Below are 15,530 nucleotides of genomic sequence, written 5' to 3' on the forward strand. Positions count from 1 at the left end.
CCCGAACGATGATTTCAAGATGGAGCCCGAATGACGCGTCGTTGAGTCGACGCGTATCCGGACTTTCAGTCCGCAAGGCGCAACCCACCGGCTTTAGCCGGTGGTTGTTGAGTTCGCGAAAAAGAGCCCCGTATCGACGTGAGCGTTGGACGGGGCAGTCGTTGATCATCGGTACATCAGCAGCGTGCCCAGTGCGAATGACACCAGGTGCTCCCCGCAGCGAAATAAAGGAGGAGCGAAGCGGGGGACATTCGCGGAGGGGAGCACCTGGTGTCATTCGCACTCGCCCTGAATGACCCGCATCACGCCCCGCAGCCCCTATTGCCCTGAACACGGGCTCCGATTCTGAAAAAAAGCGCTACAAGCATTGACTTGCCTGTTTGCATGCAGCATGATGCATGTCATCGGAGCAAGAAAGTGCATTATCTTTCCTGTTCACGGTTTCCGAACACAGCCCCACAGGAGACTTCAGCATGACAGACACCACCACGCTCCAGGCGCCCCCCCGCGTCGACTACCGCACTGAACCCGGCCAATACCGCCACTGGTCCCTGAGCTTCGACGGCGCCATTGCCCGCCTCGTGCTCGACATCGCGGAAGACGGCGGCATCCGCCCCGGCTACAAGTTGAAGCTCAACAGCTACGACCTGGGCGTGGACATTGAACTGAACGACGCGCTCAACCGCGTGCGCTTCGAGCACCCCGAAGTGCGCAGCGTGATCGTCACCAGCGGCAAGGACCGCATCTTCTGCTCGGGCGCCAACATCTTCATGCTCGGCGTCTCGGGCCACGCGTGGAAGGTCAACTTCTGCAAGTTCACCAACGAAACGCGCAACGGCATCGAAGACACCTCCAAATACTCGGGCCTGAAATTCCTCGCGGCCGTGAACGGCGCCTGCGCCGGCGGCGGCTACGAACTGGCACTGGCCTGCGACGAGATCCTGCTGGTGGACGACCGCTCCTCCGCCGTCTCGCTGCCCGAAGTGCCGCTGCTCGGCGTGCTGCCCGGCACCGGCGGCCTGACCCGCGTGACCGACAAGCGCCACGTGCGCCATGACCTCGCCGACATCTTCTGCACCAGCGTCGAAGGCGTGCGCGGCCAGCGCGCGGTCGACTGGCGCCTGGTCGATGCCGTGGCCAAGCCCGCGCAGTTCGCCGCCGCCGTGCAGGACCGCGCCTCGCAACTCGCCGCCGGCAGCGACCGCCCCGCCAACGGCAAGGGCGTGGCCCTGACCCGCCTCGAACGCTCCGACAGCGCCGACGGCATTGCCTACTCGCACGTCAACGTGCAGATCGACCGCAGCAAGCGCACCGCCACGATCACCGTGAAGGCGCCCACCGGCACGCAGCCCGCAGACATCGCCGCCATCGAAGCCGCAGGCGCCACCTGGTGGCCGCTCGCGATGTGCCGCGAACTGGACGATGCGATCCTCAACCTGCGCACCAACGAACTCGACGTCGGCACCTGGCTGCTCAAGACCGAAGGTGATGCGGCGGCCGTGCTCGCATCCGACGCGGTGATGTTCGCCAACAAAGACCACTGGCTGGTGCGCGAAACCATCGGCGCGCTGCGCCGCACGCTCGCACGCCTGGATGTGTCGTCGCGCAGCCTGTTCGCGCTGGTCGAAGCGGGCTCGTGCTTTGCCGGCACGCTGGCCGAGCTGGCCTTTGCGGCCGACCGCACCTACATGCTCGCGCTGCCCGACGATGCCGACCGCGCACCGAAGCTCACGCTCGGCGAATTCAACTTCGGCTTCTTCCCGATGGTCAACGACCAGAGCCGCCTGCAACGCCGCTTCTATGAAGAAGCCGCGCCGCTCGAAGCCGCCCGCGCCGCAGCCGGCAAGCCGCTCGATGCCGACGAAGCGCTCAAGCTCGGTCTGGTCACCGCCGCGCCCGACGACATCGACTGGGACGATGAACTGCGCATCGCCATCGAAGAGCGCGCCGCCATGTCGCCCGACGCGCTCACCGGCCTCGAAGCCAACCTGCGCTTTGCCAGCAAGGAAAACATGGCCACCCGCATCTTCGGCCGGCTCACCGCCTGGCAGAACTGGATCTTCAACCGCCCCAACGCCGTCGGCGAAAAGGGCGCGCTCAAGGTCTATGGCACCGGCCAGAAGGCCGGCTTCGACATGAACCGCGTTTGAGCCAGCCAACAGTCCGCACAACCCAAGGAACAACGATGAGCACGATCAACTACGGCGAGAAGATCCCCAACAACGTCAACCTCGGCGAAGACCGCACGCTGCAGCGCGCGCTCGAAGGCTGGCAGCCCAACTTCATCAACTGGTGGGACGACGTGGGCCCCGAAGGCTCGACCAACCATGACGTGTATTTGCGCACCGCAGTGAGCGTGGACCCGCAAGGCTGGGCCCAGTTCGGCCACGTGAAGATGCGCGACTACCGCTGGGGCATCTTCCTGAACCCGGGCGATGCCAACCGCGAGATTCACTTCGGCGACCACAAGGGCGAGAAGGCTTGGCAGGACGTGCCCGGCGAACACCGCGCCAACCTGCGCCGCATCATCGTGACGCAGGGCGATACCGAGCCGGCATCGGTCGAGCAGCAACGCCACCTGGGCCTGACCGCGCCGTCGATGTACGACCTGCGCAATCTGTTCCAGATCAACGTGGAAGAAGGCCGCCACCTGTGGGCCATGGTCTACCTGCTGCAAAAGCACTTCGGCCGCGACGGCCGCGAAGAGGCCGACGCGCTGCTGCAGCGCACCTCGGGCGACGAGAACAACCCGCGCATCCTGGGCGCCTTCAACGAGAAGACGCCCGACTGGCTCGCGTTCTTCATGTTCACCTACTTCACCGACCGCGACGGCAAGTTCCAGCTCGCCGCGCTGGCTGAAAGCGCGTTCGATCCGCTGGCGCGCACCACGAAGTTCATGCTGACCGAAGAAGCGCACCACATGTTCGTGGGCGAGAGCGGCGTGTCGCGCGTCATCGCCCGCACCGCGCAGGTCATGAACGAGCTGAAGACCGACGACGCGCAAAAGATCCGCGCCGCGGGCTGCATCGACCTGGGCACGATCCAGCGCTACCTGAACTTCCACTACAGCGTGACCATCGACCTGTTCGGCGCCGACCAGTCGAGCAACGCCGCCATCTTCTACAGCTCGGGCCTGAAGGGCCGCTATGAAGAAGGCAAGCGCACGGATGACCACATCCTCAAGGGCCAGACCTACAAGGTGCTCGAAGTGAAGGAAGGCCAGCTCGTCGAGAAAGACGTGCCGATGCTCAACGCACTCAACGAAGTGCTGCGCGACGACTTCATCAAGGACTCGGTGGCCGGTGTGGGCCGCTGGAACAAGGTGCTGGAAAAGGCCGGCATCCCGACCCGCCTGGCCGTGCCGCACAAGGCTTTCAACCGCCAGATCGGCGCGCTCGCCGGCATCAAGATGTCGCCGGACGGCCGCGTGGTGAACGACATCGAATGGGCCGCCAAGCGCGATGAATGGCTGCCCAGTTCCGAAGACTTCGCTTTCGTGGCATCGTTGATGGGCCGCGTGGTGGAGCCGGGCAAGTTCGCCGGCTGGATTTCGCCGCCGGTGATGGGTATCAATCGCCAGCCGGTCGATTTCGAGTACGTGCGTTTCGGCTGATCGAGGTATTTCGGTATTGCTCCTTCCCCCGCTGGGGGAAGGCTGGGATGGGGGCCAGCAGCGTGACCACGACAAGCGCCGCGAGCCCCCACCCAACCCTCCCCGAAAGGGGAGGGCTTTCAGGAGAGAACAACATGGACATGGCCGTTGAAGCCGGAGTCATCAAGCAGCACCTGATCGACCCCGAGATCTGCATCCGCTGCAACACCTGCGAGGCCACCTGCCCCGTCAACGCGATCACGCACGACGACAACAACTATGTTGTGCGTGCCGACATCTGCAACGGCTGCATGGCCTGCATCTCGCCGTGCCCGACGGGCTCGATCGACAACTGGCGCACCATGCCGCTGGTGCGTGCGTACACCATCGAAGAACAGCTCACGTGGGAAGAGTTGCCCGCCGAGCTGACACCAGAGCAGCTCGAAGCCGCGGGCGTTTCCGCCGAAGCCGCGGGTGACCCGGCCGCCGCGGCCCCCGCGCTGACGCAGGCGCAAGCACAGGCGGCCACTGAACCCGCCTTCAACTCCGCGCAGTACGGCGCCACCGTGCCGCCGTGGTCGGCCGCGCACGCGTACACCAACCTGTTTCCGCCGAAGACCCCGACGACCGCCACCGTGGTCGGCAATTTCAATTGCACCGAGGCCGGCTTCGACAGCGAGACGCACCACATCGTGCTCGACTTCGGCGTGGTGCCGTTCCCGGTGCTCGAAGGCCAGTCCATCGGCATCGTGCCGCCGGGCGTCGATGCCATCGGCAAGCGCCACCATGCGCGCCAGTACTCGGTGGCCAGCCCGCGCAATGGCGAGCGGCCCGGCTACAACAACGTCTCGCTCACCGTGAAGCGCGTGACCGAGGACCACGAGGGCGACCCCGTGCGCGGCGTGTGCTCCAACTACGTCTGCGACCTGAAGGTGGGCGACACGGTGCAGGTGGTGGGGCCCTTCGGCGCCTCGTTCCTGATGCCGAACCATCCCAAGTCGCACATCGTGATGATCTGCACCGGCACCGGCAGCGCACCCATGCGCGCGATGACCGAATGGCGGCGCCGCCTGCGCAAGAGCGGCAAGTTCGAAGGCGGCAAGCTGATGCTGTTCTTCGGCGCGCGCACGCAGCAGGAGCTGCCGTACTTCGGCCCGCTGCAGTCGCTGCCGAAGGACTTCATCGACATCAACCTCGCGTTCTCGCGCACGCCGGGCCAACCCAAGCGCTATGTGCAAGACCTGATGCGCGAGCGCGCTGCAGACCTGGCCGCCTTGCTGAAGGACGGCAGCAGCCACTTCTATGTGTGCGGCCTGAAGAGCATGGAAGAAGGCGTGGTGCTTGCGCTGCGCGACGTGGCGAAGGATGCGGGGCTCGACTGGGACACCGTGGGCGCCGCGTTGAAGCGCGAAGGCCGCCTGCACCTCGAAACGTACTAAGCTGCGGCGAATGAAGTTCGCCGACTTCCATGCAGGCCAGGTCATCGAGGCCGGCCCCTACGTGCTGACTGAAGCCGAGCTGCTGCAGTTCGCGCGGGCCTACGACCCGCAGTGGTTTCACACCGATCCCGAAGCTGCTGCTGAGAGCCCCTTCGGCGGCCTGATTGCCAGCGGCTGGCATACCTGCTCCATTGCGATGCGGCTTGTGGTCGAGGCGGCGCTCGCGGGCTCGGAGTCTTTTGCGTCGCCGGGGCTCGAGCATGTGCGCTGGCCGAATCCCGTGCGGCCCGGCGATGCACTGCGGCTGGTGGCCGATGTCATCGAGGTGCGGCGTTCCGAGAAGCGGCCGACGCTCGGCATATTGCGCTGGCGCTGGCGGCTCTTCAACCAGCGCGAGTCGATGGTGCTGGATGTGGAAGTCACCAGCCTTTTCAGATTGCCCGCGGCCGGCTGACGCAAAGCAGAAAACCCGCAACGCGCGAGCGCTGCGGGTTTCTTTTTTTATTCGGCGCTGGCGATTACTTCGTGATGTCCACAGCGCTCGAACCCTTGGCCTTGCCATTGGCCTTCGCGCCAATGCCGGTGCCCGATGGCTTGACTGCACCGCCGGCCGAGCCCACGGCGCCGGTTGCGCTGTTCAACGTGCCGCCCACGGTGTTCGTGAGACCGCCCGCCGCACCGGTCACGCCACCCACGGCACCCGTTGCTCCGCTCACGGCTCCGGTGGCGCCGCCGACCGTGCTGGTGGCGTTGCCCACGGCACCTGTCGCACCGCCGACCACACCGCCCACCGTGCCGCCCAATCCGCTCGCTGCGCTGCCATTGGTCGATGCGCCCGCATTCGCGGCAGTGCCGGCTCTGGCACCTGCGTTGCCTTGTGCTTCCACGGGTGCAGGTGCGGTCTTGACGGCGCCGGATGCATTGATATCGGCGTTCACGCCCACACCGACGTTCTGTGCCTGGGCGAATCCGCTCATGGCAAGAAGGCCTGCGAGCAGGGCGCCGACGACGATGGACTTGTTGTGTTGTTGTTGCTTCATGGGTGACTGTTCCTTTCGTTTGAATGGTCACTGACTGACAAGAACCGGCTTGAGGCCAGTTCGGTCGCTACCGTGACCACTGCGGACCCTGTCGCCGTGTGCGGTTCATTCGCTCTCTCGTGTGGGAGCTGTCCGTCGTCTGGAATGTGGGGTGGCGCGTTTGTTGGAGCTTTTTTCGGGGCGAGTGCGAATGACACCAGGAGCTCCCCTCCGCGAATGTCCCCCGCTTCGCTCCTCCTCTATTCGCTGCGGGGAGCACCTGGTGTCATTCGCACATGGACACGCTGCTGGTGATCCCGCGATCAACGACTGCTCTGTCCAGCGCTCGCGCCGATACGGGGCTCTTTTTCGCGAAATAAAGGAGGAGCGAAGCGGGGGACATTCGCGAAAAAGGGCACCGTGTCGGCGTGAGTGCCGCCCTGAACAACAGCGCCCCGATCAGCAGCCCAAACAAAGCCGAAAGACCCCACACCCCGCCACACCAAACACACGCAACTAATAATGTTGCATGAAAAGAGACAGCAAGCTTTCAGCCGTTCTCCACGTGCTGCTGCACATGGCCGAGATGGATGGCCCCGTCACTTCCGAAACTTTGGCGAAGGCGATGCACACGAACCCCGTCGTCGTGCGCCGCGTCATGGCCGGCCTGCGGCAGGCGGGTTTCGTGAGTTCCGCCAAGGGCCACGGCGGCGGCTGGGTGCTGTCGTGCACCTTGTCCCGCGTGACTTTGGGCGACATCCACAACGCCGTCGGTGCGCCCGCGTTGCTGGCCATGGGCAACCGCACCGAAAACCCGGGATGCGCGGTCGAGCAGGCCGTGAATGCGGCGCTCGACGGTGTCTGCGACGAGGCCGAGGCCCTGTTGCTCAGGCGTTTCAACAGCATCACGCTGGCCGATCTTTCCAAAGACTTCCATCGCCGCATGACAGGCGGCGGCCTCACCTTGAAGGACATTGAACATGCGCTATGACGCTCTTGTCGTGGGCGGCAGCTTTGCCGGCCTTTCCGCTGCGATGCAGCTCGCCCGTGCGCGCCGGAAGGTGTGCGTGGTGGACGCGGGCGCGCCGCGCAACCGCTTCACCGCACAGTCGCACGGCTTCTTCGGTCAGGACGGCGTGCCGCCGCTGCAGATGATTGCCGACGCGCGCGCCAAGCTGATGGCCTACCCGAGCGTCACCTTCATCAAAGGCCATGCCACAGCGGCCAAGGCCGACGGCGCAGGCGGCTTCATGCTGTCACTGCAAGGCCGCGACGCGCCGCTGCCGGCCGACCGCCTCCTGCTGGCCTTCGGCGTGCAGGACGGCCTGCCCGACATCGACGGCCTGCGCGAGCGCTGGGGCACCAGCGTGCTGCACTGTCCCTATTGCCACGGCTACGAGTTCAGCGACCAGCGGCTGGGCGTGCTCTTCGCGGCCCCGATGCCACCCGACCACGCGCTGCTCATCGCCGAATGGGGACCGACCACGCTCTTCCTGAATGGCAACGCCGACGCGCTGGACAACGAGGTGCGCCAGAAGCTGCAGGCGCGCGGTGTGACCATCGAGCCGGGGCGCGTCGTCGGTCTCGAAGGCGCGGCGCCAGATCTCGCGGGCGTTCGCATCGACGATGGCCGGCTGGTGCCCATCGACGCGCTGTATGTGGCGCCGCGCACCCGCATGAGCAGCCCGCTCGCGGAGCAACTCGGCTGCGCCATCGACGACGGCCCCTTCGGCCCGACGATCCGCACGGATGCATTCAAGGCGACCACGGTGCGTGGCGTGTACGCCGCCGGCGACATCGCGACCCCGTTCCAGAACGCCACGCTGGCTTCCGCCGATGGTGTGTTCGCGGGCGTGGCGGTGCATCGCTCGCTGGTGTTCGACGCCTGATTTCCCCACGGCGCATTGGCTTAAGAGTTTGTGAAGATCGTTCCGTCCTAGGATCGCGCCTCTTCGACTCCGCGGGTCGCCGATCGGCCCTCACGCCATGACACCCTGGAAGACCATTCCCGATGCGCAGGTCCGGCAAATTCTGGCGGACCGGATCGATCGCGACGAGCGCAGCCTCGGCATTGCCGTGGGCATCATCGAACCCGCCGGCCGGCGCACCGTGGTGCACGGCGTGCGCGACCAGTTGCATCGCCAGCCGGTGACGAGCGGCACCATCTTCGAGATCGGCTCGATCACCAAGGTCTACACCAGCCTGCTGCTGGCCGACATGGTCGAGCGCGGCGAAGCGTCGCTGGAAGAACCCGTGGCCGCACTGCTGAACATGTCGGTCAGGGTGCCCGAACGCGGCGGCAGGCAGATCAGGCTGGTCGACCTCGCCACGCACACCTCGGGGCTGCCGGGCCTGCCGCCGGACATGGCGACCGACGACCTGGACAACCCCTACGCCGACTACACCGCGGGCATGCTTGAAGCGAGCCTTGCCACCGTCAGGCTTTCGCAGGACATCGGCACCACCTACGCGTACTCCAACCTGGGCGCGGCGCTGCTGGCTCACGCGCTGTCGCAACGGGCCGGCAAACCCTACGAAACGCTCGTGATGGAGCGCTTCATCGAACCACTGGGCATGTCGCGCACGGCCTTCGCGCTCTCGCCCGCGCAGCGTGAGGTGGCGGCCACGGGCCACGATGCGCTGCGAGAGGCCGTGTCCGATTGGGACTTCCAGGTGTTCGCCGGTGCCGGCGCCATGCGCTCGACGGTCGACGACCAGCTCGAATTCCTGGCGGCGAACCTGGGTTTGCGCGCGGCTTCATCGGTGGTGCCGGCCTTGCGTGCGGCGCGTGTTCCACGGCGTGCCACCGGCATCCCCGGCCTGCAGATCGCGCTGGGCTGGCACGTGCTCGATGCGGATGGCGACATCTTCTGGCACAACGGCGGCACCGGCGGTTTCCAGTCGTTCATCGGGCTGGACCTGCAGCGGCAGGTGGGCGTCGTGGTGTTGTCCAACGTCGCGGCCGAGATCGGTGTGGACGACATCGGCGTGCACCTGCTGCGCCCCGAGCGTCCGCTGGCACCGCCGCGCAAATGGCGTGTAGAGATGCAGGGCGACCCCGCGCGCTACGACGGTTTTGTGGGCCGCTACCAGCTCACGCCCGAGCTCGTCGCCGAATTCACCCGCGAGGGCGATCGTCTTTTCACCCAGCTCACGGGCCAGCCGCGTGCCGAGGTTTTCCCCGAAGGCGAGCGCGATTTCTTCCTGAAAGTGGTCGATGCGCAAGTCAGCTTCGAGGTCGATGCCACGGGGCGCGCGACCGGGCTGGTCCTTCATCAAGGCGGACAGGATCTGGCCGCAAAACGACTTTGATGTGCGGGGTCGGCAAAACAGGCCAAAAATGCCCCTATAATCTGAGGCTTGTCACGCGGGAATAGCTCAGTTGGTAGAGCGCAACCTTGCCAAGGTTGAGGTCGAGAGTTCGAGACTCTTTTCCCGCTCCAGATCGCATGAAAAAGGCCACCTCACCGGTGGCCTTTTTCTTTGGGCGTCTTGAAAGCTCAAGACACCCGATTCAGCGGTCCGAGTGCTTCAGCAGGTAGCTGTTCGAGATCGCCTTGAACGACAGCCCGCCGTCCAATCGCTTGAACACCAACCCCTCGCGGGCACTGGCCGGGTTGAGCGACGGCCCCTCGGCAAACGCCAGCACCTGCGCCATCGATCCGTCGAAGCGATCGAGCGTGGTCACTTCCAGCAGCGGAACGGTGCGAACCGTTGCGCCCAGCTCGCGCAATGCATCGACGATGGCACTGCGCTCCTCCATCCCGCAGTAGCTGCTCCGGTCGATGTCGAACACGTCGAAGACGTGGAACGCCTGGCCGCGCAGCTTTTCCGGGTTGCCCTGGATCCCCTCGCCGAGGATCTCGCCCTGCAGCGCCAGGTTGCGGCCCAGCGTCGCCAGTGCTTCGAGCAGGCGGTCTTGCCGCGCCACGCGCCACAGGCTGTTGCCAGCCGTTTCGCGAAGCTGCCAGTTGCGCCCGCAGACCCCGACAGCGCCCGCGTTGTGGAACACGGTCATGCTCGATCCGTCGAGCTTGACGGTGACTTCGAACGCGTGCCCGCCGCTGGTGGCAAGAAGCTCGGGCAGGTTCTGGATCCGCTCCTGGTCGGTCTTGGAGATGAAGGACGGAAACGCGCCTTCCACCTCGCCCGACAGGCTGGCCGGGATCACGGGCTCCCACTTCTCGACGCCGAAAAGCGAGGCCCAGTCGCGCTGACGCAAGGCCGGATCGGCCAGTGCCTGTGCATCGATTTCAGCGAACTGCGACAGCGGCAGGATCAGCCCCTGCGAGATCTGGCCGCGCAGTTTCATCGTGCGAAGCCGCACGCCGCGTTGCTCGTTCCAGGTGATCGCGGATTTCTCCAGAAAGGCGAAGCGTGGATCGTCGAGCGGCAGGAATGCGTCGATCTCGAAGAAGACGCCCCGGTCGCCGACGGCGAACTCGCCCTTCTTGATGACGACGGTCCAGCCTTCGACGACCGCGCATTCGATCGCATCGGCACCGGGGATCGGGCGGATGGTCTCGACAGTGCGGACGGTGGCAAGTTTGCGCATGGTTGTTTTCTCCCTGTGGTGATGAATGACGGTGACGAAAAAAGAAAAGAGGCCCGGAACCATTCGGTTGCCGGGCCTCTGAAAAAAGAGAGTTGAAGAGGTGTGCGCGCTATGCGCCGCCTCCGCCCGGTGTGGCGTGATGGTTCTGCTGATTGATCGCGCCCGGATAGGCCACGCCTCGCGCGAACGCACCGCCCGATGTGGGGCAGGTGTTGTTGTTGGCGATGACCGGAGTGGGGTTCACGATGGAGACGGTGGGCGTTGGTTAGGTGTCGAATCCGTGCGGACGAATCCGCGAAGGAGTCGGACTGTAAATAGTGTTTACGGAGGCGTCAACCGCATGTGTGGTTTTGCGGCTGCGTCAGCCCCTCGCCGGCAACACCGTCCCCCGGCTTTCCCCGAACCCGATGCGGGCATGCCCTGGTTTTTCGCACCAGCCGCGCAGCAGCACCGCATCGCCGTCTTCCAGAAAGGCGCGCCGCTCGCCGTTGGCCAGCGTCACCGGGCTTTGTCCGCCGCGCGCCAGTTCGATGATCGCGCCGGCTTCGCCAGGCCCCGGCCCAGAGATCGTGCCGCTGCCGAACAGGTCGCCAGCGTTCAGCTTGCAGCCGCCCATCGTGTGGTGCGCCACCATCTGAGCCACGCTCCAGTACTGGTGTTTGAAGCTGGTGCCCGACAGGCGCGACGGTCCGCTCTTGTCTCCGCGCGCCTTCTCGCTTTCGAGCCAGACCTCCAGGCTGATGTCGATCGCACCACCGTCGCGGTTCGCCTGGCTCTCCAGGTAGTCGAGCGGTTGAGGCTCATCGGCCGGCCGGGTCCAGGCCTGGCGATAAGGCGCGAGCGCTTCCATCGTCACGATCCACGGCGAGATCGTGGTCGCGAAGTTCTTCGCAAGAAAAGGCCCGAGCGGCGCCATCTCCCAGAACTGGATGTCGCGCGCCGACCAGTCGTTGAGCAGGCAGATGCCGAAGATGTGTTCCTCCGCATGTTCGAGCGGAATCGGCTCGCCGGCCGCGTTGCCTTCGCCGATCCACACGCCGAGTTCAAGCTCGTAGTCGAGCCGCGCGCAGGCGTGGTACGTGGGCGCCTTGGCGCCGGGTGCCATCGTCTGCCCCATCGGCCGGTGAAAGCGCTGCCCGCTCACGCCGATGGTCGACACGCGCCCGTGGTACGCCGTCGGAATCCAGCGGAAGTTCGGTGTCACGTCGCCTTCGGGATTGAACAGGCGCGTGATGTTCAGCGCATGGTCGATCGATGTGTAGAAGTCGGTGTAGTCGCCGATGCGCGCGGGCACGGTGTACTCGACCTCGGCCTGCGCCACGAGGCACTTGCGCAGGTCTTGCACCGTGGCGGCCGGCACATCGCTTTGCAGCAGCGCGAAGACCGCATGGCGCAGCGCCTGCCATGCGGGCGCGCCGAGCGCGAAGAAGTCGTTCAGCGCGGGCAACGCGGCCGCGCGTGCCGTATCGAGCGCGAGTCCGTCGACATGCGAGCCCGCGGCCAGTGCCGCCAGGTCGAGCACCTGGTCGCCGATGGCCACGCCGCCGCGAAACGGCTCGGGGCTGCCGATGCGGCGGAACATCGCATAGGGCAGGTTCTGGATCGGGAAGTCGGTGCCTGCGGCATTCGCCGATTCGACCCAACTGCGGGCGTTGGCGTCGTGCGTGTGGTTGAGCGCGATCATGATGGGATTCGTCTTTCGCCGTTCGTTCAGACCGATGCCATCAGCGCGTCGTCGAAGATCGCAACCGCGCGCGTCCAGCCCGCCGATGCGCCGCGGATCTTGTGCGGAAAGCAACTGATGAAGAAGCCCGTGGGCGGCAGCACTTCGAGGTTGTGCAGCTTCTCGATGTGGCAGTAGCCGATGTCGCGGCCGGCCTTGTGGCCTTCCCAGATCAGCGAGGCATCGTGCGTCTCGCCGTACTTCTTCGCGGTGTGAACAAAAGGCGCGTCCCAGCTCCATGCGTCGGTGCCCGTGAGCCGCACGCCGCGCTCCAGCAGGTACATGGTGGCTTCGTAGCCCATGCCGGCGCCGGCAGACACGTAGTCGTTGTTGCCGTAGCGCGAGCCGGCACGCGTGTTGACCACCACGATCTCCAGCGGGCTCAGCGTGTGGCCGATGCGCTTCAGCTCGGCCTCGACGTCGTCCGCCGTAACCACATAGCCATCGGCGAAGTGGCGAAAGTCGAGCTTCACGCCCGGCTGGAAGCACCATTCGAGCGGCACGTCGTGGATGGCGATGGCGGGCTTCTTCTCGCCCAGCGCCTTGTCCATGGTCGAGTGGAAGTGATAGGGCGCATCGAGGTGCGTGCCGTTGTGCGTGGACAGCTGCACCAGCTCCACCGCCCAGCCTTCGCCGTCCGGCAGGTCTTCTTTCTTCAGGCCGGGAAAGAAGGGCTCGATCTGCTCGTAGGTCTGCTCATGCGTGAAGTACTGGATCTTCGGCGCGAAGGCGGGCGGGTCGGACAGCACATCGTTTTCGAGAAAGATCGAGAGGTCGACAAACTTGCGTGGCATGGCGGGGCTCCTTGTGGGGGTGTTGGTGTTGGCGTGAAGGAAGAGGGGAAAGGAAGGTCAGGGCTGCTGCCAGCGCAGCAAGCGCTTCTCTGCAAAGGCCAGCAGCGCATTGCTCGCGAAGCCGATGAGCCCGAGCAGCACGATGCCGGCAAAGAGGTCGCTGGCGCGGAAGGCGCGCGCCGCCAGCAGAATGGCCTGGCCCAGCCCGTTCTGCGAGGCGATCATTTCGCCCACCACCGCGACGATCAGCGCGATGGTCAGCGCGAGCCGCATGCCGGCCAGGATGTCGGGCATGGCATTGGGCAGGCCCATCTTCCAGATGTACGCGGCGCGCGACATCTGCAGGCAGCGCGCCACTTCCGACAGTCGCGGCTCCACGGCCGCGAAGCCGTGCACCGTGGCCAGCAGCACCGGCCACATCGCGCCGAAGGCCACCACGAACAGCACCATGCCGGGGTTCAGTCCAAAGATCGAAATGGCGAGCGGCAGCAGCGCCGATGCGGGCAGCGGGCGGATGAATTCGAGCGTGGGCTGTATCCACGCGCGCACCGCTGGCGACACGCCGATGGCCGCACCCAGCACCACGCCGAACAGCGAGGCCAGCAGCCAGCCTTCGACCATGCGGCCGACCGTCGCCTGTGTGAAGGCGAGCAGTTCGCCGTTGCCCTTGTTTTCATTCGGGCCGGAGAGGTTGAGCCCTTCGAGCAGGCTGGCGAAGGTGGCTTGCGGCGTCGGCAGGAACACGCGGCTGACCCAGCCGGCGTTGCTCGCGATCCACCAGAGCGCAATCAGCGCGCACAGCACGGCGAACGAGCCGAGCCAGTTCATGCCGGGGCGGCTGCGGTCGTTGCCGTTCATGACAACACCCCCATGCGCCGCGCGACCACGCGCTGCAAAAGCAGCATGCCCGCATTGACCGCGAAGCCCACCACGCCGATCCAGCCGAGCCACGCGAGCATCAGCGCGGGGTCGAAGCTCTGCTGCGCAATCATCATTGCGTAGCCCATGCCGTTGGGGTTGGCTGCGATCTCCACCGTGACCGCCACCACCAGCGCCACCGCCACGCCGAGCCGCAGCGCGACGAACAGGCGCGGCACGATGGCCGGCAGCACGATCTTGAAAGCGCGCTCGCGCGCCGACAGGCCGAGCACGCGGCTGACTTCGAGCAGGCGGGGCTCGATCTGCTGCACGGCCGATTGCACCAGCACCAGCAGCGGCCAGAAGGTGGCGAAGGCGACGATGGCCAGTTCCATGCGCACGCCGAAACCGAAGCCGAGCATTGCCAGCGGAATCAATGCGACCGAAGGCACGGGGCGCAACACTTCGATCGACATCGCGCCGAGTTGAGCAGCGCGGCGCGAGAGGCCAAGCAGCAACCCCAGTGCAATGCCGAGCACCGCGCCCAGCAGCAGGCCGAGCGCAGCCGTGCCGAGCGTGAAGCCCGTCGCCTGCCACAGCGAGCCGTCGAGGGCCGCGCCGACAAACGCCTTCGCTGCAGCGCTCGGCGGCGCAATCGCATCGCTGCCCAATGCGGCAGCGCGCCGCGCGTACCACTCGAAGGCACCGATCAGCAGGGCAGGGAACACCCACGGCCGCAGCCAGCGCAAGAGGCGGTTCTCAGTCATGGCCTTGCTCGATGAAAGCGAACAGCTCACGCCGCAACTGCAGGTATTCCGGATGCTCCTTGGTCGTGAGCTGGTCGCGCGGGCGCGGGATCTTCACGTCGATCATTCGCGCGAGGCTGGGCCGTCCCGGTCCGGGGTTGGCCTGCAGCGCGATCACGCGGTCGCCGAGGTAGATGGCTTCTTCCAGGTCATGCGTGACGAACAACACCGTGAGCCCGGTCTCGCGCACCAGTCGCGCCAACTCGTCCTGCAGGCTCTGGCGCGTGAGCGCATCGAGCGCGCCGAAGGGCTCGTCCATCATCATCAGTTCGGGCTGCTGCGCGAGGCAGCGGGCGATCTGCGCGCGCTGCTGCATGCCGCCCGACAGTTGCACCGGAAACTTCTGCGCGTGCTTCGCCAAGCCGACCTTGCCCAGCACATCAGCGATGCGCGGCGGGCGCTGCGCTGCAGGCACGCCCGCGGCTTCGAGCGCCAGGCTCACATTGCCTTCCACCGTGCGCCACGGCAGCAGCGCGCGGCCGTAGTCCTGGAACACGAAGGCCACTTCGCGCGAAGGCTCGGTCATCGTCACGCCGTTGCGCCGCACCTCGCCCGCGCTGGCCGTCACGAGGCCGCTGGCCGCGCGCAGCAGCGTGGTCTTGCCGCAGCCGCTGGGGCCGACGATGCAGACGAACTCGCCGCGCGCCACGTCGAAGGAAGTGGGCGACAGAATCTCGCGGCCGCCCAGGCGGATGGTCACGCCGTCGAAGCGCAGGAAGGGTGTGGCTTGCATCGTGGGACTTG

At 66.0% G+C, this 15,530-nt stretch carries 15 protein-coding genes and 1 tRNA gene; 8 read left to right on the plus strand and 8 right to left on the minus strand.

Translation table 11 applies throughout. The features are described 5' to 3' along the window. The first annotated feature begins 473 nt into the window (after positions 1-473). From boxC to ACSFB7_RS35865, 4 genes are all read left to right on the plus strand, one after another. Positions 474-2,150, plus strand: a complete 1,677-nt coding sequence (gene boxC, locus ACSFB7_RS35850; RefSeq protein WP_435477094.1) for a 2,3-epoxybenzoyl-CoA dihydrolase — start codon at positions 474-476, stop codon at positions 2,148-2,150. A gap of 35 nt (positions 2,151-2,185) precedes the next feature. Continuing rightward, positions 2,186-3,613 (plus strand): benzoyl-CoA 2,3-epoxidase subunit BoxB, encoded by a 1,428-nt coding sequence (gene boxB / locus ACSFB7_RS35855; protein ID WP_435477095.1) that lies wholly within the window; start codon positions 2,186-2,188, stop codon positions 3,611-3,613. A gap of 134 nt (positions 3,614-3,747) precedes the next feature. Next, entirely contained in the window at positions 3,748-5,031 is a 1,284-nt protein-coding gene (gene boxA / locus ACSFB7_RS35860) for a benzoyl-CoA 2,3-epoxidase subunit BoxA (protein ID WP_435477096.1), read from the plus strand. 10 nt (positions 5,032-5,041) lie between these two features. Beyond that, positions 5,042-5,485, plus strand: coding sequence for a MaoC family dehydratase (locus tag ACSFB7_RS35865; protein WP_435477097.1), 444 nt, complete (start codon positions 5,042-5,044; stop codon positions 5,483-5,485). 64 nt (positions 5,486-5,549) lie between these two features. Here the strand turns inward: ACSFB7_RS35865 and ACSFB7_RS35870 are convergent, their stop codons facing one another. After that, on the minus strand, positions 5,550-6,071 hold the full coding sequence (locus ACSFB7_RS35870; protein WP_435477098.1) for an adhesin: 522 nt from the start codon (positions 6,069-6,071) through the stop codon (positions 5,550-5,552). A 508-nt stretch (positions 6,072-6,579) separates the two neighbouring features. Between ACSFB7_RS35870 and ACSFB7_RS35875 the strand changes: the two genes are divergently transcribed. The 4 genes from ACSFB7_RS35875 (at position 6,580) to ACSFB7_RS35890 (ending at position 9,493) form a co-directional block, all read left to right on the plus strand. Next, positions 6,580-7,041: an RrF2 family transcriptional regulator gene (locus tag ACSFB7_RS35875; protein WP_435477100.1), complete on the plus strand. Its 462-nt coding sequence runs from the start codon at positions 6,580-6,582 to the stop codon at positions 7,039-7,041. After that, a complete protein-coding gene (locus ACSFB7_RS35880; protein WP_435477101.1) occupies positions 7,031-7,939 on the plus strand; it encodes an NAD(P)/FAD-dependent oxidoreductase in 909 nt (302 codons plus the stop codon). The genes ACSFB7_RS35875 and ACSFB7_RS35880 overlap by 11 nt, the downstream gene beginning before the upstream one ends. Positions 7,940-8,036: 97 nt before the next feature. After that, entirely contained in the window at positions 8,037-9,362 is a 1,326-nt protein-coding gene (locus ACSFB7_RS35885) for a serine hydrolase (protein ID WP_435477102.1), read from the plus strand. Positions 9,363-9,417: 55 nt separating this feature from the next. Continuing rightward, a tRNA-Gly gene (locus tag ACSFB7_RS35890) sits at positions 9,418-9,493 on the plus strand. 71 nt (positions 9,494-9,564) lie between these two features. Here the strand turns inward: ACSFB7_RS35890 and ACSFB7_RS35895 are convergent. From ACSFB7_RS35895 to ACSFB7_RS35925, 7 genes are all read right to left on the minus strand, one after another. Then, on the minus strand, positions 9,565-10,605 hold the full coding sequence (locus ACSFB7_RS35895) for an RNA ligase (ATP) (protein WP_435477103.1): 1,041 nt from the start codon (positions 10,603-10,605) through the stop codon (positions 9,565-9,567). 109 nt (positions 10,606-10,714) lie between these two features. Beyond that, positions 10,715-10,849, minus strand: coding sequence for a hypothetical protein (locus ACSFB7_RS35900; protein WP_435477104.1), 135 nt, complete (start codon positions 10,847-10,849; stop codon positions 10,715-10,717). 117 nt (positions 10,850-10,966) lie between these two features. Then, positions 10,967-12,289: a fumarylacetoacetase gene (gene fahA, locus ACSFB7_RS35905; protein WP_435477105.1), complete on the minus strand. Its 1,323-nt coding sequence runs from the start codon at positions 12,287-12,289 to the stop codon at positions 10,967-10,969. Between the two features lie 26 nt (positions 12,290-12,315). Continuing rightward, complete coding sequence (locus tag ACSFB7_RS35910; protein WP_206176540.1) at positions 12,316-13,122, minus strand: cyclase family protein; 807 nt, start codon at positions 13,120-13,122, stop codon at positions 12,316-12,318. A 57-nt stretch (positions 13,123-13,179) separates the two neighbouring features. Then, positions 13,180-13,980 (minus strand): ABC transporter permease, encoded by an 801-nt coding sequence (locus ACSFB7_RS35915; RefSeq protein ID WP_435477106.1) that lies wholly within the window; start codon positions 13,978-13,980, stop codon positions 13,180-13,182. After that, the gene (locus ACSFB7_RS35920) at positions 13,977-14,747 is read right to left on the minus strand and encodes an ABC transporter permease (RefSeq protein WP_435477107.1); all 771 of its coding nucleotides are present in this window, start codon (positions 14,745-14,747) and stop codon (positions 13,977-13,979) included. Before ACSFB7_RS35920 ends, ACSFB7_RS35915 begins: the two co-directional genes overlap by 4 nt. Then, on the minus strand, positions 14,740-15,519 hold the full coding sequence (locus ACSFB7_RS35925) for an ABC transporter ATP-binding protein (RefSeq protein WP_435477108.1): 780 nt from the start codon (positions 15,517-15,519) through the stop codon (positions 14,740-14,742). The genes ACSFB7_RS35920 and ACSFB7_RS35925 overlap by 8 nt, the downstream gene beginning before the upstream one ends. Between the last annotated feature and the right edge of the window lie 11 nt (positions 15,520-15,530).

Origin of the sequence: Variovorax raffinosi (assembly GCF_051216615.1) — a bacterium.
Classification (GTDB): domain Bacteria; phylum Pseudomonadota; class Gammaproteobacteria; order Burkholderiales; family Burkholderiaceae_C; genus Variovorax.